The following is a 21,297-nucleotide window of genomic DNA, read 5'->3' on the forward strand; positions in this document are numbered from 1 at the left end:
CCGATGCTCGATGTTCGACAACCGAAACCAAGCAGCCCCGACCGGTTGGGCCGGGGCTGCTGGTCGGATCTACCGGATCAGGCCGGCGGCGGCGTCATCTCGGGCACCGGAGTGGTGACCGGGACGGGCACGCCCACCTGGTTGCGCGGCACTGGCGGCGGCGCATTGGGATCCGGCGGCGGAGCGTTGGGATCCACCGGAGGCGGCGGAGCGTTCGGGTCTGGTGGTGGCGGGGCCGGCGGCGGCGGCGGTGGGCTCCACGGCCGGATCGAGTTGGCCAACGCCACCGCGGCGCCCTTGTCCACCGGATCGTTCTCCGTGCCCAGCCACACCACGAACCAGCGTTCGTTGCGCTGCCCACGCGGAGCGTTGACCGCCTGCGACCCGACGACGCCGGCCCAGATCTGCCCGTTGGGCTTGGCCTCGTCGGTGAAGTTCACCTCGTAGTACGACGCGGAGCCGGGCAGCCCGTTGGCGTCGAGCGGGACGGTCTCCTGGTTGACCCGGGTGCCCGCGAAGGGCATGAAGAACTCGCCCATGTCCGAGGCGAGCCGGGTGGCGGCCTTGGCGTTGTCGGGTTCGGCACCGGCGAACAACTTCAGATCCAGCCGGCCGAGCAGGATGCTGGTGTCGGTGGCCGCTGCGGGAGCTTCGCCGGGGTTGGCCGCGGGTGTCTGCTTGACCAGCAGCGCAGACCCGTAGTTGAGCCGGGTCGCGTCACCTTCGGCCCAGCCCGGCGGCAGCACATAGCTGAAGCCGCCGACCGGGTTGTCGACGCGGCCGGGTTCGGGGGCCGGCGCGGGCGCAGGGGCATTGGGGTCCACCGGCGGTGCATTGGGATCCGCCGGGGCCGGAGGCGGCGCATTCGGATCGACCGGGGGCGGCGGCGGCGCATTCGGATCGACCGGGGGCGGCGGCGGGACGTTCGGATCGGCCGGCGGTGGCGGCGGCGCATTGGGATCGGCGGGCGGCGGGGCGACCGTCGTGGGCGCTGGCGGGGGCGGGGGCAGCGGCTCGGCGTGACCGACCGCTGCGGGCAGTACCAGGGCGAGCGCACTGGCCCCCGATACCGCGGCAGTCGTCAGCGACCCCCACCTGCGCCGTTTCAGATTCTGCTCCGGCTCATCCATGGCGAAGAACCTACCGTGTTACTCGCGTGACGCAAGCGTGGCCTGCGCACTGTGTGGGTGTGTCCGCGCCTCTGCGGGGCCGGCGATTTCAAGTGCCGACCGTTGCTCGAGACGCCAGCGGCACCCGGTCGGACACCGCCTGACCTCTGTGTCGCACGCCGCGCTGAAATTGTTTCACCATCGTGCCCGCGTCGAGTTTCCCGGCATAGCTACTGTCCAGTAACATTGGCGCTCGATCGACGCGGCTCCACGCGTGGTTCAACGGCGAACGACTAGGAGGTCAAGCCATGGAGGTGCTGGTTACCGGTGGCGATACCGAGCTTGGACGCACCATCGCGGAGGGCTTCCGCGACGAGGGGCACCGAGTTGTGATCTCGGGTGCGCGGCGCGACGAGCTCGAAGTCGCCGCCAAGGAGCTCGACATCGATGCGATCGTCTGCGACAACTCCGACCCGGCCAGCCTCGCCGAGGCGCGTTCGGCGTTCCCGCAGCATCTCGACAGCATCATCCACGTGCCGGCGCCGCGCTGGCAGGACGGCGATCCGCGCACCTACTCGCTGACTCAGCAGTCCGCGGCGTGGCACAACGCCCTCGACACCACGGTGCTGTCGGCAGCGCTGACGCTGCAGAGCATCGGCGACCACCTGCGTGCCGGCGGTTCCGTCGTGAGCGTCGTACCGGAGAGCCCGCGCGACGGTAGCGCCCAGTCCGCGATCAAGGCCGCGCTGTCGGCTTGGACCGCCGATCAGGCGACGGTGTACGGCACCCGCGGCATCACCATCAATGTGGTGGCAGCCGGCCAGGGTTCTCAGCCCGGATACAACGGCCTGTCGATCGCCGCGCCGTCGACGGCGGCGGAGATCACCCGGCTGGCGCTGTTCCTCACCACCTCGGGTGCTCGCCACATCACCGGACAGACCCTGCACGTGAGCGCGGGACAGCTGGCGCACTTCGGCTGAAACCCCCGGGCCCTCTCCCCGGCTCGATTATTCCCCCGTTCGCGTCGAGCGAAACGGGGTTCCCGCCCCGCTTAGGCGTGGTTAGGGTCCAGACTGTGACTATCAAACTCGGTCTGCAGATCCCGAACTTCTCCTATGGCACCGGCGTCGAACAGCTGTTTCCCACCGTCATCGCGCAGGCGAGGGAAGCGGAATCGGCGGGGTTCGACTCCGTGTTCCTGATGGACCACTTCTATCAGCTACCCGGTCTCGGTACCCCCGACCAGCCCATGCTGGAGGCCTACACCGCACTCGGCGCACTAGCCTCGGCCACCGAGAAGGTCCAGCTCGGCACGCTGGTCACCGGCAACACTTACCGCAACCCGACGCTGCTGGCCAAGGCCATCACCACCCTCGACGTCGTGAGCGCCGGCCGGGCGATTCTCGGCATCGGCACCGGCTGGTTCGAGCTCGAACACGACTCGCTGGGCTACGAGTTCGGCACCTTCACCGATCGGTTCAACAAGCTGGGCGAGGCATTGCAGATCATCCTGCCGATGCTGGCCGGCGAGCGACCCACCGTCACCGGCAAGTACTACCGCACCCAGGAAGCGATGGCCGAGCCGCGCTACCGCGACCACATTCCGCTGATGATCGGCGGCAGCGGCGAGAAGAAGACAATTCCGTTGGCGGCCAAGCACTTCGACCACCTCAACATCATCGCCGGCTTCGACGAACTGCCCCGCAAGGTCCAGGTCGTCAAGGAGAACTGCGAGAAGATCGACCGCGATCCCGCCACCCTGGAAACCAGCATGCTCGCCGTCGCGATCATCGACGAGAACGTCACCGCCGATTCGATTCCCGAGGATTTCCGGCAGCAGGCGGTGTTCGGCTCGCCTGAGCAGATCGTCGACCAGCTCAAGACCAAGGTGTTGGACGCGGGCGTCGACGGGGTGATCCTGTCCCCCGTCACGAGTATCAACGGATACCAACCCGGCGGCATCACTGCGGTGGCCGAGTTGCTGACGCCCCTCCTCGCCGGTCGCTAGGGTCGAGACAGTGACGATCAAACTCGGGTTCCAGATCCCGAATTTCTCCTACGGCACCGGCGTCGAGCAGCTGTTTCCCACCGTCATCGCGCAAGCGCAGGAAGCCGAGGCCGCAGGTTTCGACTCGGTGTTCGTGATGGATCACTTCTATCAGCTGCCGATGCTCGGCGACCCCGATCAGCCCATGCTGGAGGCGTACACGGCCTTGGGTGCCCTGGCCGTCGCCACCGAACGCGTCCAACTGGGCACGCTCGTCACCGGCAACACCTACCGCAATCCGACGCTCCTGGCCAAGGCCATCACCACGCTCGACGTGATCAGTGCCGGCCGGGCGATCCTGGGCATCGGCACCGGCTGGTTCGAGCTCGAACACGATCAGCTCGGATTCGAGTTCGGCACCTTCACCGACCGGTTCAACAAGCTCGACGAGGCCTTGCAGATCATCCTGCCGATGCTCGCCGGCGAACGGCCCACAGTGAACGGTACGTACTACCAGACCCGGGAAGCGATGGCCGAGCCCCGTTACCGCGACCACATCCCGCTGATGATCGGCGGCAGCGGCGAGAAGAAGACCATCCCGCTGGCGGTACGGCACTTCGACCACCTCAACGTCATCGCGGGCTTCGACGAACTGGCGGGCAAACTGGCCGTGGTCGAGAAGCGCTGCGAGGAGATCGACCGGGATCCCGCGACGCTGGAGACCAGCATGCTGATCACCGCGTTGGTGGACGACAAGGCCACCCCCGACATGGCGCCGGCCGAGATGAGTCAGCGGATGGTGGTCGGTAGCGCGGAGTCGGTGGCCGAGCAGATCAAGACCAAGGTCCTCGACGCCGGGATCGACGGCATCATCATCAACATGCCGTACTACACTCCTGGTGCCATCACTGCTGCCGGCGAAGCGTTGAAACCGCTAGTCACACCCTGAAAAAACCGGTGTGGCATCTCACGAAGACGACCGAAATGGGTACGACTACCGTAGACGTTGTTCTGTGTGTAGCCATTGGAGGAGCCCAAAATGAGCCATCCCGGAGCCACCGCGACCGATAAGCACAAAGTTGTCATCATCGGATCCGGCTTCGGCGGATTGAACGCTGCGCAGAAGTTGAAGCACGCTGATGTCGACATCAAGCTCATCGCGAAGACGACGCATCACCTGTTCCAGCCGCTGCTCTACCAAGTCGCCACAGGCATCATCTCCGAAGGAGAAATCGCCCCGCCCACCCGGCTGATCCTGCGCAAGCAGCACAACGCCCAGGTGGTGCTCGGCGAGGTCACCCATATCGACCTGGCGAACAAGACCGTCGACTCCCTGCTGCTGGGCCACACCTACCGCACGCCCTACGACACCCTGATCGTGGCCGCCGGTGCGGGACAGTCCTACTTCGGTAACGACCACTTCGCCGAGTGGGCGCCCGGCATGAAGACCATCGACGACGCCTTGGAATTGCGCGGACGCATTCTCGGGGCGTTCGAGCAGGCCGAGCGCTCCAGCGACCCCGTGCGCCGCGCGAAACTGCTGACGTTCGTGGTCGTGGGTGCCGGTCCCACCGGCGTGGAGATGGCCGGCCAGATCCAAGAACTCGCCGACCAGACGCTCAAGGGCAGCTTCCGGCACATCGATCCCACCGAAGCGCATGTGATCCTGCTGGACGCCGCCCCGGCGGTGCTGCCCCCGATGGGCGAGAAGCTCGGCCTCAAGGCCAAGGAGCGACTGGAGAAGATGGGCGTCGAGATCCAGCTGAACGCCATGGTCACCGACGTCGACCGCAACGGCATCACCGTGAAGGATCCCGACGGCACCACCCGCCGCATCGAAGCCGCCACCAAGGTGTGGTCGGCCGGTGTGCAGGCCAGCCCACTCGGTCGCGACCTGGCCAACCAGTCCGACGTGGAGATCGACCGCGCCGGACGGGTGAAGGTGAACCCGGACCTGTCGATCCCCGGTCACCCGAACGTCTTCGTCGTCGGCGACATGGCCTTCGTGCCCGGCGTCCCCGGCATGGCCCAAGGTGCCATCCAGGGCGGCAAGTACGTCGCCGAGATCGTCAAGAACGAGGTCAAGGCGCGCGAGCACGGCACCATCCCCAAGCCGCGCGAGCCGTTCAAGTACTTCGACAAGGGTTCGATGGCCACGGTGTCGAAGTACAACGCGGTCGCCAAGGTGGGCAAATTCGAGTTCGGCGGCTTCATCGCCTGGCTCGCATGGCTGGGTCTGCACCTGATCTACCTGGTGGGCTTCAAGACCAAGATCGCCACGCTGTTGTCGTGGGCGGCGACGTTCCTGAGCCGCCAGCGCGGTCAGCTGACCATCACCGAACAGCAGGCCTACGCCAGAACCCGCATCGAACAGCTGGAGGAACTGGCCGCCAGCGTCGACGACGAGAAACAGGCGAGTTAGCGGTTGCGGCCTGGTAGCTAGAGCCGCTCTCCCTGCCACGTCGTCAGGACTCCGCCGCCGGCGAGGTCGAGTGCCACCGCTCCGTTGCGAGCAGGCCCGATCCCGCCGGCGGTGTCGTCTGGATAGACCAGTTCGCTGACGCAGGCGCGCGGGGCCGACACCGCGTCATCGGCGACGGCGCCGGTCCCCAGTTCGACACGGTGGCGCAGCAAGGGCTGACCCTTCACATCGGCGCGCAGCGCACCGCTCCAGAAGCCTTGGCGCTCATGGGTTCTGCCGATCTGCACCCGTTCGCGAAGTCGCAGACTGCCGGCCCCCTCGACGGCCACCGTGATCGACGTGAGGTGGCGGGCATCGGCGGCGATGACCGTTGGCTCAAGATCGAGGTCCAGGTGTCCCGCGACCTCCAAGTGCATCGCGGCCCGTGAGGTCAACTCCCCCGCCCCCGGTAACGCCACGGTGGCCGCCGCACTGCGCAGACACAACCGTGCCCCCGGCTCGACCACCACGCGGATGCTGATGGTGTCCCCGCCCAACGGTGTGGCAGCCGCCGAGAGCAGATGAACGGTGTCGGTCACCGTGCTGCGCGCGGTCAACCCGCCCCGGCACTGGATCCGCGGCAGGCGCCCGGCCTGCGCCACGATCACGACCTCTGAATGCATCAGACTGCTTGCGCCACCTTCAGCTGGCCCCGGACCCAGGCCAGCACTTCGGAGGCCGCGGGGTCATCGGTCAGGCTGATCAGCACGAATGGCCGGTGGTCCCGGACCGCACCCGCATCGCGGCGCATGACGTCGAGGTCGGCGCCCACCATGGGTGCCAGGTCGGTCTTGTTGATCACCAGCAGATCCGAGAAGGTGACGCCCGGTCCGCCCTTGCGCGGCACCTTGTCACCGCCGGCGACGTCGATGACGAAGATCTGCACGTCGATCAGCCCCGAGGAGAACGTCGCGGTCAGATTGTCACCGCCGGACTCCACCAGGATCAGATCCAGGTCGTCGTGCGCGGCGATCAGGTCGTCGATGGCATCCAGATTCGCGGTGATGTCATCGCGGATCGCCGTGTGCGGGCAGCCGCCGGTCTGCACCGCGGCGATCCGGTCGTCGGGCAGCACAGCATGCCGGCGCAGGAAGTCGGCGTCCTCGGTGGTGTAGATGTCATTCGTCAGCACCGCCAAGGACAATTCGTCGCGCAACTGGCGGCACAGCGCGGCCACCAGAGCGGTCTTACCCGAGCCGACCGGGCCGCCGACACCGATACGCAGCGGCTCGCCGGGCTGGCGCACGCGCTTGGGCCGGTCGTTGTGACCGTGCGGCTGACCGTCGATGAAATGTGGTGGCATTGTTGACCTTTCAGTACTTCAGGATACAAAGAGCGGCCGGTCACGCTCGGCGTGCCGCTGCGCCAGCACGTCGAGCAGGGGGTCGGACAGGTCGGCGAGCCCGGCGGTGGCTTCCAACGCGGTGTGCTCGCAGACGTCGGCCAGGGTGAACGTCACCGCGGCGACGTCGGCGGGGTCCAACGCCAGCAGCCGCTGTGCCGCGGTCGCCGAGCCGGTCATGGTCGTGTAGACCATGGCCAGGGCGGTGTGTTGCGGATCGAGAGCGCTGACCCTGCCCACCACCCCTGCCACGACGCCGAGGTGTGGGGCCCGGCCCATTACCGCCCAGTCAGCATCCGTTGGCCAGATCCGCCGCGCGAGGCGCAACAGACCCCGCCCCTGGGCCCGGGACGACGCCCTGGCCGACGGTGCCGGTGTGCGCGCATCGGTCTCCAGGTCGGCCGATCCGATGCTGATCGCGGCGGTCTGCACGGCCACCGCCACCGAGGCCGTCACCAGACCGTTGGTGCGGATGCGCCGGCGCAGGAACGCTTCCAGCGTCGCCAGATCGGTGACAAGGCCACTGGTGACAGCCTCCTCCATACCGCCGGAATGCACGTGCCCGCCGGTGGGAAGGCGGGAGTCGGCGAGGTTGAGCAGGGTGGTGATCACTCTGGACTGGACTCCGCTTCTAGAACAGGAAGTAACGCTGAGCCATCGGCAATTCCGCTGCCGGCTGCTCTTCCCACACCTGGCCGTCGATGCGGACGGTGAAGGTGTCGGGGTCCACCTCGATCCTCGGCGTGGCGTCGTTGAGCGGCATGTCCGCCTTGCCGACCTTGCGAACATTGCCCACCGCAACCAGTCGGCGCTTGATGTCCAGCCGGTCGGCCAGGCCGTCCTCGATGGCTTGCGGGGCCACGAAGTGCACCGATGTGGCGGCCGCTGCAGTCGGTGCCGCACCGAACATCGGGCGCGGCAGTACCGGCTGCGGCGTCGGGATGGAGGCGTTGGCATCACCCATCGCGGCCCAGGCGATCATGCCGCCCTTGAGCACCGCGTGCGGGCGCACCCCGAAGAAGGCCGGCTCCCACAGCACCAGGTCGGCGAGCTTGCCCACCTCGACCGAGCCGATCTCGGCGTCCATACCGTGCGCGACCGCCGGGCAGATCGTGTACTTGGCGACGTAACGCTGTACCCGGTTGTTGTCGGCTCCCGCGTCGCCGTCGAGGAAACCGCGGCGCTTCTTCATCACGTGCGCGGTCTGCCAGGTGCGCAGTACCACCTCGCCGATACGGCCCATGGCCTGGGCGTCGGAGCCGATCATCGAGATGGCGCCGATGTCGTGCAGCAGGTCCTCGGCGGCGATGGTCGACGGCCGGATGCGGCTCTCGGCGAACGCCAGGTCCTCGGGCACGCTCGGGTTGAGGTGATGGCAGACCATCAGCATGTCGAGGTGCTCGTCGAGGGTGTTGACGGTGTGCGGCCGGGTCGGGTTGGTGGAGCTGGGCAGCACGTTCGGGTGGGAGGCGACGGTGATGATGTCCGGCGCGTGCCCGCCACCGGCACCTTCGGTGTGATAGGCGTGGATGGACCGGCCTTTGATCGCCGCGAGCGTGTCCTCCACGAACGCCATCTCGTTGAGGGTGTCGGTGTGGATGTTGGCCTGCACCCCGGCCGCGTCGGCCACCGTCAGGCAGGCGTCGATGGCCGCCGGGGTGGTGCCCCAGTCCTCGTGCAGCTTGAAGCCCGCCGCGCCGCCGCGCAGTTGCTCCCACATGGCCTCGTGGCTGACGGTGTTGCCCTTGCCGAGCAGCGCGATGTTCAGCGGCCAGTGATCGAGGGCCTCGAGCATCCGGGCCAGATGCCACGAGCCCGGCGTGACGGTGGTGGCCTTGCTGCCCTCGGCCGGGCCGGTGCCGCCGGCGACGATGGTGGTGATGCCGCCGCCGAGTGCCTCTTCCATGATCTGCGGGCAGATGAGATGAACGTGGCAGTCGATGGCGCCCGCGGTGACGATGCGGCCGTTGCCGGCGATGATCTCCGTCGACGGGCCCACCACCAGGTCGGGGTGGACCCCGGACATGACGTCGGGATTGCCGGCCTTGCCGATCGCGACGATGCGCCCGTCACGAATGCCGATGTCGGCCTTGATGATTCCCCAGTAGTCGATGATGATCGCGCCGGTGATGACGGTGTCGGGGGCGCCGTCGGCGCGGGTCGCCCGCGACTGCCCCATCGATTCGCGCAGCACCTTGCCGCCGCCGAAGACGGCTTCGTCACCGGCCAATCCCGGCCCGCCGCTGCGGTCCTCGGTGATCTCGATGAGCAGGTCGGTGTCGGCCAGGCGGACACGGTCGCCGGTGGTGGGACCGAACAGGGCGGCGTACCGGGACCTGGACAGGTTCGCCATCAGGCATCAAGCTTTCCGGGAGGGGTGAGCGACAGGCCGTGCACCTCACGCGTGCCGCCGAGCGGCACCAGCGTCACGGTCTGGGCGACACCGGGTTCGAAGCGCACCGCGGTGCCCGCCGGGATGTCGAACCGGTAGCCGTGCGCGGCGGCCCGGTCGAACGACAGGGCGGAGTTGGCCTGCGGCAGATGCACATGGCTGCCTACCTGGACCGGGCGGTCGCCGGTGTTGAGGACTTCGAGTTCGAGGCGCGCGGCACCGGCGTTGAGTTCGATGTCGCCGTCGCCGAACAGGATCTCGCCGGGGATCACAGCCATGCTCTACGAGATCGGGTGGTGGACGGTGACGAGCTTGGTGCCGTCGGGGAACGTGGCTTCCACCTGGACGTCGTAGAGCATCTCGGGGACTCCCTCCATCACGTCATCGCGGGTCAATACTTCCCGGCCGCTGCTCATCAGCTCGGCGACCGTGCGGCCATCTCTGGCACCTTCGAGAAGGTGGTCGGTGATGAGCGCGACGGCCTCGGGATGGTTGAGCTTCAAGCCGCGGGCTTGCCGCCGACGGGCGAGCTCCGCCGCGTACGAGATGAGTAGCCGGTCCTGTTCATGCGGGGTCAAACGCATGAGGATGGATCCTGCCATTGTTCGAGCGCCGATGCGCAGCGAGGAACGAGCTGCGCTGAGAAGCCGAACCATCGCACCGTTCGAGCGCCGATGCGCAGCGAGGAACGAGCTGCGCTGGCAAGCTCAGTCGGTTTCGGCCTCGAGGTTCTGCAAGCGCACCTGACCGCGAGCGATGGTGCGGTCCTTCTCGTCGTTGACGGTGACCAGCCAGAGCTGCTGACGACGACCGCGGTGCAGCGGCTCGGAGACGCCGTAGACCTTGCCCGAGGAGATGGCGCGCAAGAAGTCGGTGTTGTTGTTGACGCCGACGACGTTGCCGCCGCCGTGCGCGGACAGCCAGACGTAGGCCGAGACGCTGGCCATGCTCTCGATGATCGAGCAGTACACACCGCCGTGCACGATGCCCACGGGCTGGAGCAAGGACGGTTTGACTTCCAGCTCGGCCTTGGCACCGTCCGGGCTGATCTCGGTGAAGACCAGACCGAGTTCGGTGTCGAAAGGCGCGGTGAAGTCGGGCAGGCCCGACGGAGTTGCTTGCACCCCTTCTGTTTACACGGGGATCGGGGGCGCCTCAGCACCTGTGCCCAGAAAGACGGCGAGCCCCGCGCATGATGCGCGGGGCTCGCCTCTCGAGTGGACCGGGGGTCTCTGCAGCCCTCAGGACTCCGGCTCGGTCCGTTAGCCTCGACTCATTCAATATAGGCAAGGCTGCCCTAATTTCGCAAGACCTTCGTTGCGAATCGGACGAGAAAAATGACCGGCCCGCAGCCGCGGGCGGGTCTGGCCGCGCACCGGCAGGCCGAAGCCGACCAGCGCGTCGAGCACCGCCTGGCCACGACGCATCCCGACCACCTCGCTGTAGCCGGCGAGCATCGGCACCTGTGTGGCCGCAACCACGATGGCCGTACCGACGGTGTGCCACATGGACTCGATGCTCACCGCCCCACCGCTGATGTCGTGGAGTTTGGCGAACAGCGGAGACAACGACCGGTGGCAGCGGTGGGCGATCCAAGTCGCCAGCGCCGCTTCGCTGGGCAGCTCCACCACACCTTCGGCGGGCCGGCCGTGGCGCGCACACGGATCGTCGGGCAGCACACGCACCGTCGGATCGACCACGCCGAGCCAATCGATGGCGCCCTCGGAGTCGACGTGCACCCAGAGGTTTTCCAGCCCGGTGTCCCAGGCGCGGCCTTCGAGCACCACCAGCGCCACCACCCGGCCGATGACGGCGTGCGCCAGCGTGGCCGCCAACTGCTGGGCCGCCGCGGTCCTGCTGTCCATCTCCTCGGCGGCCGCGGCGAACATGACCTCGAGACGGTCGCCGGTCAAGGCGGCCGTGAGCGGCCACCACCTGCGTTTGGACACGTCGCCCATGACCGCCACGCCATACACCCGAGGACACTCCGGATAGAGCACCCGCAGCCGTCGACTCGATTCGTGCAGCGGCAGAACCCGGCGGATCGTCATACCCGCGATGAGCGGATCGTCGATCAGGGCAGTCATGGCACCTCCTAGTATGCTTAGGTAAGCCTAACCATAAAAGCATGAGAGCTACGGGGGAATACCTGTGACTGCTTGTGACTGCTTTCACAGCCGCCGGCAGCGGAACTATCGGCGGGTGGCATTGGTTACAGAGGACGGCGGTAGATACGACGGCCGGTAGTAAACGCGAGTAGTCTGTCGACATCGTTTTCAGAGAAGAACGGAACATGGCCAAGGTGGCTCGTTTAGGAGAACTCGAACAGGCGGTGATGGACCGTCTGTGGTCGGCGCCGGAACCCCAAACCGTGCGCCAGGTGCACGAGGCGCTCTCAGAGCGCCGCGATCTGGCGTATACGACGGTGATGACGGTTCTGCAGCGGCTGGCCAAGAAGCACCTCGTGGTGCAGCACCGCGACGACCGCGCCCATCGATACGCCCCCATGCACGGCCGCGACGAACTGGTGGCCGGCCTGATGGTCGACGCGTTGGATCAGGCCGCCGATACCGGTAGCCGCCAGGCGGCACTGGTGCATTTCGTGGAACGGGTGGGTGCGGACGAGGCGGAAGCGTTGCGCCGCGCGCTCGCCGAGTTGGAAGCAAAACACGGTGTGACCACCTCGGCTGGCGACGTCGTCACCGACTGACGGATACTGTCAGCGTGTCCGCGCTGGCCTTCTCTGTTCTCGCGCTGCTGCTGGTCGGTCCCGTACCGGCCCTGCTGGCGCGGGCCACCTGGCCACTGCGCGCGCCGCGGGCCGCCGTGGTGCTGTGGCAGTCCATCGCCGTCGCGGCCGTCCTGTCCGCTTTCAGCGCCGGAATCGCGATCGCCAGCCGGCTTTTCGTGCCCGGCCCCGACGGGCGTCCCACCACCTTGCTCGGTGAGATCGACCAGCTCGGCTGGCCGCTGTGGCTGGGATCGATCACCGTCTTCGGACTGACGCTGCTGATCGGCGCCCGCCTGATGGTGGCCGGTGCGCAGGTGTTCATCTCGACCCGTCGGCGCCGCTCCTACCACCGCACACTCGTCGACATCCTCGGCGTCAGCCACGAGCGCGCCGCCGCACAGGCCTGTACCCGAGCCAGCGAGCTGCGGATCCTCGACGTCCAGCAGCCGCTGGCCTACTGCCTGCCCGGCGTGCGCGGACGCGTCGTGGTCAGCGAGGGGGCCTTGAGCGCCCTCGCCGACGACGAGGTGACCGCGATCCTGACCCATGAGCGTGCGCATCTGCGAGCCCGCCATGACCTGGTCCTCGAAGCCTTCATCGCGGTGTACGTGGCATTCCCGCGGTTCGTCCGCAGCCGCAGCGCCCTCGACGCCGTGCGCCTGCTGATCGAGCTGCTCGCCGACGATGCCGCCGTACGCGCCGCCGGTCCCACTCCCCTGGCCCGGGCGCTCGTCGCGTGTGCCGCGGGCCGCGCACCGAAGGGGGCGCTCGCCGCCGGCGGGCCCACCACCGTCATCCGGGTGCGGCGGTTGGCGGGACGCCCCAACAGCGCACCACTGGCCGCCGCGGCATACCTGAGCGCGGTCGCGATCCTGGTGGTGCCCACCATCGCCGTCGCGGTGCCGTGGCTGCACGAGCTGCAGCGCCTCTTCTCCGGCTAGGCCGGTCGCCGAGGCGGCGACGAAGGAGCCGGGGACGCACGGCCGGGGACGGGTGGGTACGACTAGGCTCTTCCTCGATCCAGACTTGAGCTCGATGCTGTGCCGGAATCAGAACCGAAAGGGCCCCCATGACCGACTCTTCCACCACCGGTACCGCTCAGATCGGCGTCACCGGTCTGGCCGTGATGGGCTCCAACCTGGCCCGTAACTTCGCCCGGCACGGCTACACCGTCGCCCTGCACAACCGGTCGATCGCCAAGACGGACGCGCTGCTGGCCGAGCACGGTTCCGACGGCAACTTCGTCCGCAGCGAGACCATCGAGGAATTCCTGGATGCGCTGGAGAAGCCGCGCCGCGTCATCATCATGGTCAAGGCCGGTGAGCCCACCGACGCCGTGATCAACGAGCTCGCCGACGCCATGGAAGAAGGCGACATCATCATCGATGGCGGCAACGCCCTCTACACGGACACGATCCGGCGGGAGAAGGCCATCCGCGAGCGTGGCCTGCACTTCGTCGGCGCCGGCATCTCCGGCGGTGAGGAAGGCGCGCTGAACGGCCCGTCGATCATGCCCGGCGGCCCGAAGGAGTCCTACGAGTCGCTGGGCCCGCTGCTCGAGGAGATCTCTGCCCACGTCGACGGGGTGCCGTGCTGCACCCACATCGGCCCCGACGGCGCCGGCCACTTCGTCAAGATGGTGCACAACGGCATCGAATACTCCGATATGCAGCTCATCGGCGAGGCCTACCAGCTGCTGCGCGACGGGCTGGGCAAGTCCGCACCCGAGATCGCCGACGTGTTCGAAGAGTGGAACAAGGGCGACCTGGACAGCTTCCTGGTGGAGATCACCGCCCAGGTGCTGCGCCAGACCGACGCCAAGACCGGCAAACCGCTGGTGGACCTGATCCTCGACGAGGCCGAGCAGAAGGGCACCGGACGCTGGACGGTGAAGTCTGCCCTCGACCTCGGGGTGCCCGTCACCGGTATCGCCGAGGCGGTGTTCGCCCGCGCCCTGTCCGGTTCGGTGGCCCAGCGCAAGGCAACCACGGGCCTGGCATCGGGCGATCTGGGCGAAAAGCCCACTGACGCAGCACAATTCACCGAGGACATCCGGCAGGCGCTGTACGCGTCGAAGATCATCGCCTACGCCCAGGGCTTCAACCAGATCCAGGCCGGCTCCAACGAGTACAACTGGGGCATCACCCCCGGCGACATGGCCACCATCTGGCGCGGCGGCTGCATCATCCGGGCCAAGTTCCTCAACCGGATCAAGGACGCGTTCGACAACGATCCCGATCTGCCCACGCTGATCGTCGACCCGTATTTCCGCGATGCCATCGAGGCCGCGATCGACAGCTGGCGCCGGGTGGTGGTCAAGGCCACCGAGTTGGGCATCCCGATCCCCGGTTTCAGCTCGGCGCTGTCCTACTACGACGGCCTGCGCACCGAGCGGCTGCCCGCCGCCCTGACCCAGGGTCTGCGCGACTTCTTCGGCGCCCACACCTACGGCCGGATCGACACCGACCACACCAAGCGATTCCATACGCTGTGGAGCGGTGACCGCAGCGAGGTCGAGGCCTGATTTCCGCCGCGAGCAGTCACGAAGTCGAGCTTGCGGGCCCGCGGCGCTCGGACTTGTGGCTGCTCGGCACGAAGTACCCTGAGGTACGTGCAGTTTCTCGAAGGCCACAAGCCCCCGTATGACCTGACCTACGACGACGTGTTCGTCGTGCCCAACCGCAGTGAGGTCGCGTCGCGGTTCGACGTCGACCTGTCCACCGCGGACGGCACCGGCACCACGATTCCGGTGGTGGTCGCGAACATGACTGCGGTCGCGGGCCGCCGGATGGCCGAAACGGTGGCGCGCCGCGGCGGCATCGTGGTGTTACCCCAGGATCTGCCGATCTCGGCGGTCAAGGAGTCCGTCGACTTCGTCAAGAGCCGTGACCTGATCGCCGACACCCCGGTGATGCTGGCACCCGAGGATTCGGTGTCGGATGCCGTCGCGCTGATCCACAAACGAGCCCACGGCGCGGCGGTCGTCGTCGAAGAAGGCCGCCCCGTCGGCCTGGTAACCGAGTCGGCGTGCGTCGGCGTCGACCGCTTCGCCCGGGTCCGCGACGTGGCGGCAGCAGACTTCGTCACCGCGCCGGTGGGCACCGATCCACGCAAGGTGTTCGATCTGTTGGAGCACGCTCCGATCGCTGTGGCGGTGCTGACCAACGCCGACGGCACCCTGGCCGGTGTACTGACCCGCACCGGCGCCATCCGCGCGGGGATCTATACGCCGGCGGTCGACAGCGCAGGCCGGTTGCGCATCGCCGCGGCGGTCGGCATCAACGGTGACGTGTCGGCGAAGGCCACCGCACTGGCCGAAGCCGGTGCCGACGTCCTGGTGGTCGACACCGCGCACGGCCACCAGCAGAAGATGATCGACGCCATCACCGCGGTGGCGAAGCTGGATCTGGGCCTGCCGCTGGCAGCGGGCAACGTGGTCTCCGCCGCCGGCACCCGCGACCTGCTGAACGCAGGCGCCACCATCGTGAAGGTCGGTGTCGGGCCCGGTGCCATGTGCACCACCCGGATGATGACCGGCGTGGGGCGTCCTCAGTTCTCCGCGGTACTCGAATGCGCTACGGCGGCAAGGGAACTCGGCGGCCATGTATGGGCTGACGGCGGTGTGCGGCACCCCCGCGACGTGGCACTGGCGCTGGCGGCGGGTGCCTCCAACGTGATGATCGGCTCGTGGTTCGCGGGCACGTACGAGTCCCCCGGCGACCTGCTGCGCGACCGTGACGACCGTCCGTACAAGGAGAGCTACGGCATGGCGTCCAAACGCGCCGTCGCCGCCAGGACCGCTGCCGACGGTGCCTTCGACCGCGCCCGCAAAGCGCTGTTCGAGGAAGGGATCTCCACCTCCCGGATGGCAGTGGACCCGCAGCGCGGCGGCGTCGAGGACCTGCTGGACCACATCACCTCGGGAGTGCGCAGCACCTGCACCTACGTCGGTGCGGCCACCGTGCCGGAGTTGTACGAGAAGGCGGTGCTGGGAGTGCAGTCGGCGGCGGGTTTCGCGGAAGGACATCCGTTGCCCGCTGGCTGGTGAGCAGTCTGCCGTTAATATGTGATCCCTGAGTGGGTAATCCCGCCATGATGAAATCAGGGCCGAAAGAAAGAGACTCAGTGCCCCAGGCACCCAGTGATGCCGCGCCAGCGGTCGTCATGCAAGACCCCGAGGCGCAGGACGCCGAGCCATCCTCTAGTCAGCCGGGCATCAGGCCCGGCTCACCTACGGCGGTGACGCGCCCATGAGCGGGTGGTTCACCGTCTTGTCCCTGCTCGCGATCCTGGTGCTCACCGCAGGCACCGCACTGTTCGTCGCGGCGGAATTCTCCCTCACCGCGCTGGAACGCAGCACGGTCGAGGCCAACGCCCGCAGCGGTCACCGGCGCGACAAGTTCGTCCAGCGCGCGCACCGCACCCTGTCGTTCCAGCTGTCCGGTGCCCAATTGGGGATCTCGATCACCACACTGGCCACGGGTTACCTCGCCGAGCCGGTGGTGGCTCGGCTGATCGCACCCGGTCTGGAAGCTGTCGGCCTGCCCGAGGGCAGTATCGGCGGCGTGGCGTTGGGGTTGTCGCTGCTGATCGCCACCTCGATCTCGATGGTGTTCGGCGAGCTGGTACCGAAGAACCTGGCTGTGGCGCGGCCCCTTCCGACCGCGCGCGCAGCGGCGGGCCCGCAGCTGGTGTTCTCCATGCTGCTGAAGCCGGCCATCATCGCCACCAACGGCAGCGCCAACTGGATCCTGCGCCGGATGGGCATCGAACCCGCCGACGAGCTGGCCTCGGCGCGCTCGCCCCAGGAGTTGGTGGCGCTGGTGCGCAACTCCGCCCGTAGCGGCTCCCTCGACGCGGTCACCGCCACGCTCGTGGACCGGTCGCTGCAGTTCGGCGAGCTCACCGCCGAGGAACTGATGACACCGCGCCAGAAGATCGTCGCGCTGGAGGCCGAAGACACCGTCGCCGACCTGGTGGCCACGGCCGCCGAGAGCGGCTACTCCCGCTTCCCCATCATCGACGGCGACCTCGACGAGACCGTCGGCATCGTCCACATCAAGCAGGTCTTCGAGATCCCGCGGGAGCAGCGGGACACCACCAAGCTCTCCACGCTGGTCCAGCCGGTGGCCGTGGTGCCGTCCACCCTCGACGGCGACGCGGTGTTCGCCCAGATCCGCGGCAACGGCCTGCAGACCGCGCTGGTGGTCGACGAATACGGCGGCACCGCGGGCATGGTCACAGTCGAAGATCTGATCGAAGAGATCGTCGGCGATGTGCGAGACGAGCACGACGACGCCACACCCGACGTGGTCAAGGCCGGCGGCGGGTGGCAGGTCTCCGGCCTGCTGCGTATCGACGAAGTGGCCTCGGCCACCGGCTACCGGGCTCCCGAAGGCGAATACGACACCATCGGCGGCCTGGTGCTGCAGGAACTCGGCCACATCCCCGAGAACGGCGAATCGGTGGAGCTGCGGGCATTCGACCCCGACACTCCGCTCGACGAGCCGGTGCGCTGGCAAGCCACCGTCGTGGCCATGGACGGCCGACGCATCGACCAGCTCGAGCTCACCCAGCTGGATCCGCGGGACGACGAGGACGAGGACCACTGATGGGTAGCGACATATTCGGCGTGCTGCTCACCGTGGTGCTGCTCGGCGCCAACGCCTTCTTCGTGGGTTCGGAATTCGCCCTGATCTCCGCCCGCCGCGACCGGCTCGAGGCACTGGCCGAACAGGGCAAGAAGAGCGCCGTGACGGTGATCCGGGCCGGCGAGCAATTGTCCTTGATGCTGGCAGGTGCGCAGCTGGGCATCACGATCTGCTCGATCCTGTTGGGCCGCGTCGGTGAGCCGGCGGTGGCGCACCTGCTGGAGGGTCCGTTCGGACTGCTGGGCATTCCCGATGCGGTGCTGCACACCGTGTCGTTCATCATCGCGCTCGCGGTCGTGGTGACGCTGCACGTGCTGCTGGGCGAGATGGTGCCGAAGAACATCGCGATCGCCGGGCCGGAATCCACGGCCATGCTGCTCATTCCGGCGTACCTGGTGTACGTGCGGGCGGCCAAGCCGTTCATCGCGTTCTACAACTGGTGCGCCAACATCACGCTGCGCGCGGTGCGGGTGGAACCCAGGGACGAACTCGATGTCACCGTGTCCACCGTCGAGCTTTCGGAGATGATCGCCGAATCGGTATCCGAAGGCCTGTTGGACCCGGAAGAGCACACCCGGCTGACCCGGGCCCTGCAGATCCGCAACCGGGTCGTCTCCGATGTTGCGGTGCGCCTGCCGGAGATCCGCGCCGTGCCCGTGGCAGCCGCCGGCTCCGGCCCCACCATCGCGGCGGTGGAGCAAGCCCTGGTCGAAACCGGCTACTCCCGGTTCCCGGTCACCGGGGTCGACGGGATCTACATCGGCTACCTGCACATCAAGGACGTCCTGGCCCTGGGCGATGATCCCGACGCCGTGGTCGATCTGTCGGTGATCCGGCCGCTGCCTCACGTCCCCGAGCGGTTGCCCCTGCCCGACGCGCTGTCGCGGCTACGGCGCAGCAACAGCCACTTGGCGTTGGTCACCCAGGGCGAGGGCGGGCCGACGGTACCGGTGGTGGCGATGGTGGCGCTCGAGGACCTGGTGGAGGACTTGGTGGGCACCGTGCGCGACGGGACGCACCGTGTCTGACCAGGTCGAGGTGCTCCCCGAATCGGCTTGGCGGGCACGCGCCGCGGCGCACCGCGACCGGGCCGAGGCGTTCCTGGCCCCACATCGGCGCCGGGCTGCGGCCGGCGTGCCGCATCCGGTGTGGGATTTCCTGTTCACCTACTACAGCTTGCGGCCCCGGCAGTTGGTGCGCTGGCACCCCGGGTACGGCCTGATCCTGACCCAGGGCACGGAGTATCTGGGCCGCACCGGATACGTCCAACACCCCTGTGGGGTGACCGTCGGAACCGATTACCTGCAGGGCCGTCAGGATACGGTGCAGTTCATCGCCGACCTGCTGTCCGCGACCGAGGCACGCCCGGCCCAGTGGAACTGTTTCGGGTTGCACGAATGGGCCATGGTGTACCGCAGTTCCGAGGTCCGCCACGGCGCGGTTCCGTTGCGGCTCGGCGCGGCGGGCACCGATGCCGTGGTGGAATCGATGCCGCTGCGGTGCACTCACTACGACGCGTTCCGCTTCTTCACCGACGCCGCCGCGCCTCGCAACACCGTCGCACTCCGCCGGGAAACGCAAGTGGACCGGGAACAACCTGGCTGTTTGCACGCGGGGATGGACCTGTACAAGTTCGCAGGCAAACTCGGCCCGCTCATCGAGTCGACTTTGCTGCTGGATTGTCTTGATCTGGCCGCCGACGCCCGTGAGCTGGACATGCGGGCCAGCCCGTATGACCTGACCGAGTACGGTTTCGCACCGATTCGGATCGAGGACGCGACGGGCCGCGCCGAGTATGTGCGTTGCCAGCGTGAGCTGTCGCTACGCGCGGCCGCTCTGCGCTCTGCATTGCGAGAACGCTGTGACCTGCTGTTGATGGCCATAACTGACCAAGCCGCCGGTTACCGACGGGTAGGATGATTCGATTGCCGGCCGAGGAGGACCAATGACTGAGCGTGTGACCGTGGGTAACTTGCGGGTCGCCAAGGTGCTGCATGACTTCGTGAACAACGAGGCGTTGCCGGGCACTGATCTGGATCCGGACAGTTTCTGGGCCGGGGCCGACAAGGTGGTCACCGACCTGGCCCCGCGCAACGCGGAGTTGTTGGCCCGCCGCGATGAACTGCAGGCCCAGATCGACGAATGGCATCGCCACCATGTCCTGGAGCCCCACGACGCGGCGGCCTACCAGGCCTTCCTGCGTGAAATCGGTTATCTGCTACCGGTTCCCGACGATTTCACCATCACCACCTCGGGGGTGGACCCGGAGATCACCTCCACCGCCGGCCCGCAGCTGGTGGTGCCGGTGCTCAACGCCCGCTTCGCCCTGAACGCCTCCAACGCCCGCTGGGGTTCCCTGTATGACGCCCTCTACGGCACCGACGTGATCCCCGAAGACGACGGCGCCGAAAAGGGAACCTCCTACAACAAGGTGCGCGGCGACAAGGTCATCGCCTACGCCCGCAAGTTCCTCGACGACACCACCCCACTGGACGCCGGATCCTGGACCGAAGCCACCGCACTGACCGTCGAGGACGGCAAACTGGTGGTCGCGTTGGGTGACGATCTCGACACCGAGCTCATCACCGCCGACCAGTTCGCCGGGTATCTGGGCGAACCCGATGCGCCGACCTCGGTGTTGCTGGTCAATCATGGACTGCACATCGAAATCCTCATCGACGCCGACTCCCCCATCGGTGCCACCGACACCGCCGGCATCAAAGACGTGGTGCTGGAATCGGCGGTCACCACCATCATGGACTTCGAAGACTCGGTCGCCGCCGTCGACGCCGAGGACAAGGTGCTCGGCTACCGCAACTGGCTGGGCCTCAACCGCGGCGACCTGGCCGAAGACGTCACCAAAGCCGGCACCACCTTCACCCGCGTGCTCAACCAGGACCGGGTCTACACCCGACCCGACGGCGAAGAACTCACCCTGCCCGGGCGCAGCCTGCTGTTCGTCCGCAACGTCGGCCACCTGATGACCAACGACGCCATCACCTTCCGCGGCAGCGCCGACGAAGACCTCGAGGTCCCCGAAGGCATTCTGGATGCGCTGCTCACCAGCTTGATTGCCATCCACGGCCTGAAGAACACCGAAGCCAACGGCCCCCTGCTCAACTCCCGCACCGGCTCGATCTACATCGTCAAACCCAAAATGCACGGCCCCGACGAAGTGGCGTTCACCTGCGAACTGTTCTCCCGCGTCGAAGACGTCCTCAACCTGCCCCAAGGCACCCTCAAGGTCGGCATCATGGACGAAGAACGCCGCACCAGCGCCAACCTCAAAGCCTGCATCAAAGCCGCCGCCGACCGCGTGGTGTTCATCAACACCGGCTTCCTCGACCGCACCGGCGACGAAATCCACACCTCCATGGAAGCCGGCCCCATGGTCCGCAAAGGCACCATGAAGGCCCAGCCCTGGATCAAAGCCTACGAAGACGCCAACGTCGACACCGGCCTGGCCGCCGGCCTGTCCGGCAAAGCCCAAATCGGCAAAGGCATGTGGGCCATGCCGGATCTGATGGCCGACATGCTCGAGCAGAAGATCGGCCAGCCCAAGTCCGGTGCGACCACGGCCTGGGTGCCCTCCCCCACCGCGGCCACCCTGCACGCCCTGCACTA

21 protein-coding genes are annotated in these 21,297 nt (G+C 67.6%); 12 read left to right on the top strand and 9 right to left on the bottom strand.

From position 1 onward, the window contains the following. Window positions 1-77: 77 nt before the first annotated feature. Window positions 78-1,130 (bottom strand): alanine and proline-rich secreted protein Apa, encoded by a 1,053-nt coding sequence (locus AC3A6P_RS34740; RefSeq protein ID WP_487696999.1) that lies wholly within the window; start codon window positions 1,128-1,130, stop codon window positions 78-80. A 287-nt stretch (window positions 1,131-1,417) separates the two neighbouring features. Between AC3A6P_RS34740 and AC3A6P_RS34745 the strand changes: the two genes are divergently transcribed. The 4 genes from AC3A6P_RS34745 to AC3A6P_RS34760 all read left to right on the top strand — a co-directional run bounded on the left by AC3A6P_RS34745 (window position 1,418) and on the right by AC3A6P_RS34760 (window position 5,518). Continuing rightward, entirely contained in the window at window positions 1,418-2,089 is a 672-nt protein-coding gene (locus AC3A6P_RS34745; RefSeq protein WP_487697000.1) for an SDR family oxidoreductase, read from the top strand. Between the two features lie 95 nt (window positions 2,090-2,184). After that, window positions 2,185-3,117 (top strand): LLM class F420-dependent oxidoreductase, encoded by a 933-nt coding sequence (locus AC3A6P_RS34750; RefSeq protein WP_487697002.1) that lies wholly within the window; start codon window positions 2,185-2,187, stop codon window positions 3,115-3,117. Between the two features lie 10 nt (window positions 3,118-3,127). Next, window positions 3,128-4,045 carry an LLM class F420-dependent oxidoreductase gene (locus AC3A6P_RS34755; protein WP_487697004.1) on the top strand — a complete coding sequence of 306 codons (918 nt, stop codon included), beginning with the start codon at window positions 3,128-3,130 and terminating at the stop codon, window positions 4,043-4,045. Window positions 4,046-4,135: 90 nt separating this feature from the next. Further along, window positions 4,136-5,518, top strand: a complete 1,383-nt coding sequence (locus tag AC3A6P_RS34760; RefSeq protein WP_487697005.1) for an NAD(P)/FAD-dependent oxidoreductase — start codon at window positions 4,136-4,138, stop codon at window positions 5,516-5,518. A 17-nt stretch (window positions 5,519-5,535) separates the two neighbouring features. On the opposite strand, the gene AC3A6P_RS34765 is transcribed toward AC3A6P_RS34760, so the two are convergent. From AC3A6P_RS34765 to AC3A6P_RS34800, 8 genes are all read right to left on the bottom strand, one after another. After that, window positions 5,536-6,180: an urease accessory protein UreD gene (locus tag AC3A6P_RS34765; protein ID WP_487697007.1), complete on the bottom strand. Its 645-nt coding sequence runs from the start codon at window positions 6,178-6,180 to the stop codon at window positions 5,536-5,538. Then, window positions 6,180-6,860, bottom strand: a complete 681-nt coding sequence (gene ureG / locus AC3A6P_RS34770) for an urease accessory protein UreG (RefSeq protein ID WP_487697008.1) — start codon at window positions 6,858-6,860, stop codon at window positions 6,180-6,182. The genes AC3A6P_RS34765 and ureG overlap by 1 nt, the downstream gene beginning before the upstream one ends. 18 nt (window positions 6,861-6,878) lie before the next feature. Continuing rightward, window positions 6,879-7,511 carry an urease accessory protein UreF gene (locus AC3A6P_RS34775; RefSeq protein WP_487697010.1) on the bottom strand — a complete coding sequence of 211 codons (633 nt, stop codon included), beginning with the start codon at window positions 7,509-7,511 and terminating at the stop codon, window positions 6,879-6,881. Between the two features lie 19 nt (window positions 7,512-7,530). Further along, window positions 7,531-9,252 carry an urease subunit alpha gene (locus tag AC3A6P_RS34780; protein ID WP_487697011.1) on the bottom strand — a complete coding sequence of 574 codons (1,722 nt, stop codon included), beginning with the start codon at window positions 9,250-9,252 and terminating at the stop codon, window positions 7,531-7,533. Continuing rightward, window positions 9,252-9,563, bottom strand: a complete 312-nt coding sequence (locus tag AC3A6P_RS34785; protein WP_487697032.1) for an urease subunit beta — start codon at window positions 9,561-9,563, stop codon at window positions 9,252-9,254. The genes AC3A6P_RS34780 and AC3A6P_RS34785 overlap by 1 nt, the downstream gene beginning before the upstream one ends. A gap of 9 nt (window positions 9,564-9,572) precedes the next feature. Beyond that, window positions 9,573-9,875, bottom strand: a complete 303-nt coding sequence (locus AC3A6P_RS34790; RefSeq protein ID WP_487697012.1) for an urease subunit gamma — start codon at window positions 9,873-9,875, stop codon at window positions 9,573-9,575. 123 nt (window positions 9,876-9,998) lie between these two features. Continuing rightward, entirely contained in the window at window positions 9,999-10,415 is a 417-nt protein-coding gene (locus tag AC3A6P_RS34795) for a PaaI family thioesterase (protein ID WP_487697014.1), read from the bottom strand. Between the two features lie 153 nt (window positions 10,416-10,568). Further along, complete coding sequence (locus AC3A6P_RS34800) at window positions 10,569-11,378, bottom strand: iron reductase (RefSeq protein ID WP_487697015.1); 810 nt, start codon at window positions 11,376-11,378, stop codon at window positions 10,569-10,571. Window positions 11,379-11,584: 206 nt separating this feature from the next. Between AC3A6P_RS34800 and AC3A6P_RS34805 the strand changes: the two genes are divergently transcribed. From AC3A6P_RS34805 to AC3A6P_RS34840, 8 genes are all read left to right on the top strand, one after another. After that, window positions 11,585-12,001 (top strand): BlaI/MecI/CopY family transcriptional regulator, encoded by a 417-nt coding sequence (locus tag AC3A6P_RS34805; protein ID WP_487697016.1) that lies wholly within the window; start codon window positions 11,585-11,587, stop codon window positions 11,999-12,001. Between the two features lie 14 nt (window positions 12,002-12,015). Continuing rightward, on the top strand, window positions 12,016-12,963 hold the full coding sequence (locus AC3A6P_RS34810) for a M56 family metallopeptidase (RefSeq protein WP_487697018.1): 948 nt from the start codon (window positions 12,016-12,018) through the stop codon (window positions 12,961-12,963). Between the two features lie 128 nt (window positions 12,964-13,091). Then, a complete protein-coding gene (gndA, locus tag AC3A6P_RS34815) occupies window positions 13,092-14,546 on the top strand; it encodes an NADP-dependent phosphogluconate dehydrogenase (RefSeq protein WP_487697020.1) in 1,455 nt (484 codons plus the stop codon). An 87-nt stretch (window positions 14,547-14,633) separates the two neighbouring features. Continuing rightward, entirely contained in the window at window positions 14,634-16,070 is a 1,437-nt protein-coding gene (locus tag AC3A6P_RS34820; protein ID WP_487697022.1) for a GuaB1 family IMP dehydrogenase-related protein, read from the top strand. 202 nt (window positions 16,071-16,272) lie between these two features. Continuing rightward, entirely contained in the window at window positions 16,273-17,634 is a 1,362-nt protein-coding gene (locus AC3A6P_RS34825) for a hemolysin family protein (protein WP_487697024.1), read from the top strand. Continuing rightward, window positions 17,634-18,701, top strand: coding sequence for a hemolysin family protein (locus AC3A6P_RS34830; RefSeq protein ID WP_487697026.1), 1,068 nt, complete (start codon window positions 17,634-17,636; stop codon window positions 18,699-18,701). Before AC3A6P_RS34825 ends, AC3A6P_RS34830 begins: the two co-directional genes overlap by 1 nt. Further along, the gene (locus tag AC3A6P_RS34835) at window positions 18,694-19,593 is read left to right on the top strand and encodes a 3-methyladenine DNA glycosylase (RefSeq protein WP_487697028.1); all 900 of its coding nucleotides are present in this window, start codon (window positions 18,694-18,696) and stop codon (window positions 19,591-19,593) included. The genes AC3A6P_RS34830 and AC3A6P_RS34835 overlap by 8 nt, the downstream gene beginning before the upstream one ends. Window positions 19,594-19,618: 25 nt before the next feature. Continuing rightward, window positions 19,619-21,297 (top strand): malate synthase G (locus AC3A6P_RS34840; protein WP_487697030.1); only part of this gene is annotated, 1,679 nt, incomplete at its 3' end.

The sequence above is a fragment of the Mycobacterium sp. Soil_C_30 genome (assembly GCF_057656995.1).

Bases quoted from the DNA above. Each gene is read 5' to 3' on its own strand.
- AC3A6P_RS34760 (WP_487697005.1), top strand. From the start codon at position 4,136: ATGAGCCATCCCGGAGCCACCGCGACCGATAAGCACAAAGTTGTCATC.
- gndA (WP_487697020.1), top strand. From the start codon at position 13,092: ATGACCGACTCTTCCACCACCGGTACCGCTCAGATCGGCGTCACCGGT.
- AC3A6P_RS34805 (WP_487697016.1), top strand. From the start codon at position 11,585: ATGGCCAAGGTGGCTCGTTTAGGAGAACTCGAACAGGCGGTGATGGAC.
- AC3A6P_RS34800 (WP_487697015.1), bottom strand. From the start codon at position 11,378: ATGACTGCCCTGATCGACGATCCGCTCATCGCGGGTATGACGATCCGC.
- AC3A6P_RS34780 (WP_487697011.1), bottom strand. From the start codon at position 9,252: ATGGCGAACCTGTCCAGGTCCCGGTACGCCGCCCTGTTCGGTCCCACC.
- AC3A6P_RS34740 (WP_487696999.1), bottom strand. From the start codon at position 1,130: ATGGATGAGCCGGAGCAGAATCTGAAACGGCGCAGGTGGGGGTCGCTG.
- AC3A6P_RS34745 (WP_487697000.1), top strand. From the start codon at position 1,418: ATGGAGGTGCTGGTTACCGGTGGCGATACCGAGCTTGGACGCACCATC.
- AC3A6P_RS34790 (WP_487697012.1), bottom strand. From the start codon at position 9,875: ATGCGTTTGACCCCGCATGAACAGGACCGGCTACTCATCTCGTACGCG.
- AC3A6P_RS34825 (WP_487697024.1), top strand. From the start codon at position 16,273: ATGAGCGGGTGGTTCACCGTCTTGTCCCTGCTCGCGATCCTGGTGCTC.
- AC3A6P_RS34765 (WP_487697007.1), bottom strand. From the start codon at position 6,180: ATGCATTCAGAGGTCGTGATCGTGGCGCAGGCCGGGCGCCTGCCGCGG.
- AC3A6P_RS34830 (WP_487697026.1), top strand. From the start codon at position 17,634: ATGGGTAGCGACATATTCGGCGTGCTGCTCACCGTGGTGCTGCTCGGC.
- ureG (WP_487697008.1), bottom strand. From the start codon at position 6,860: ATGCCACCACATTTCATCGACGGTCAGCCGCACGGTCACAACGACCGG.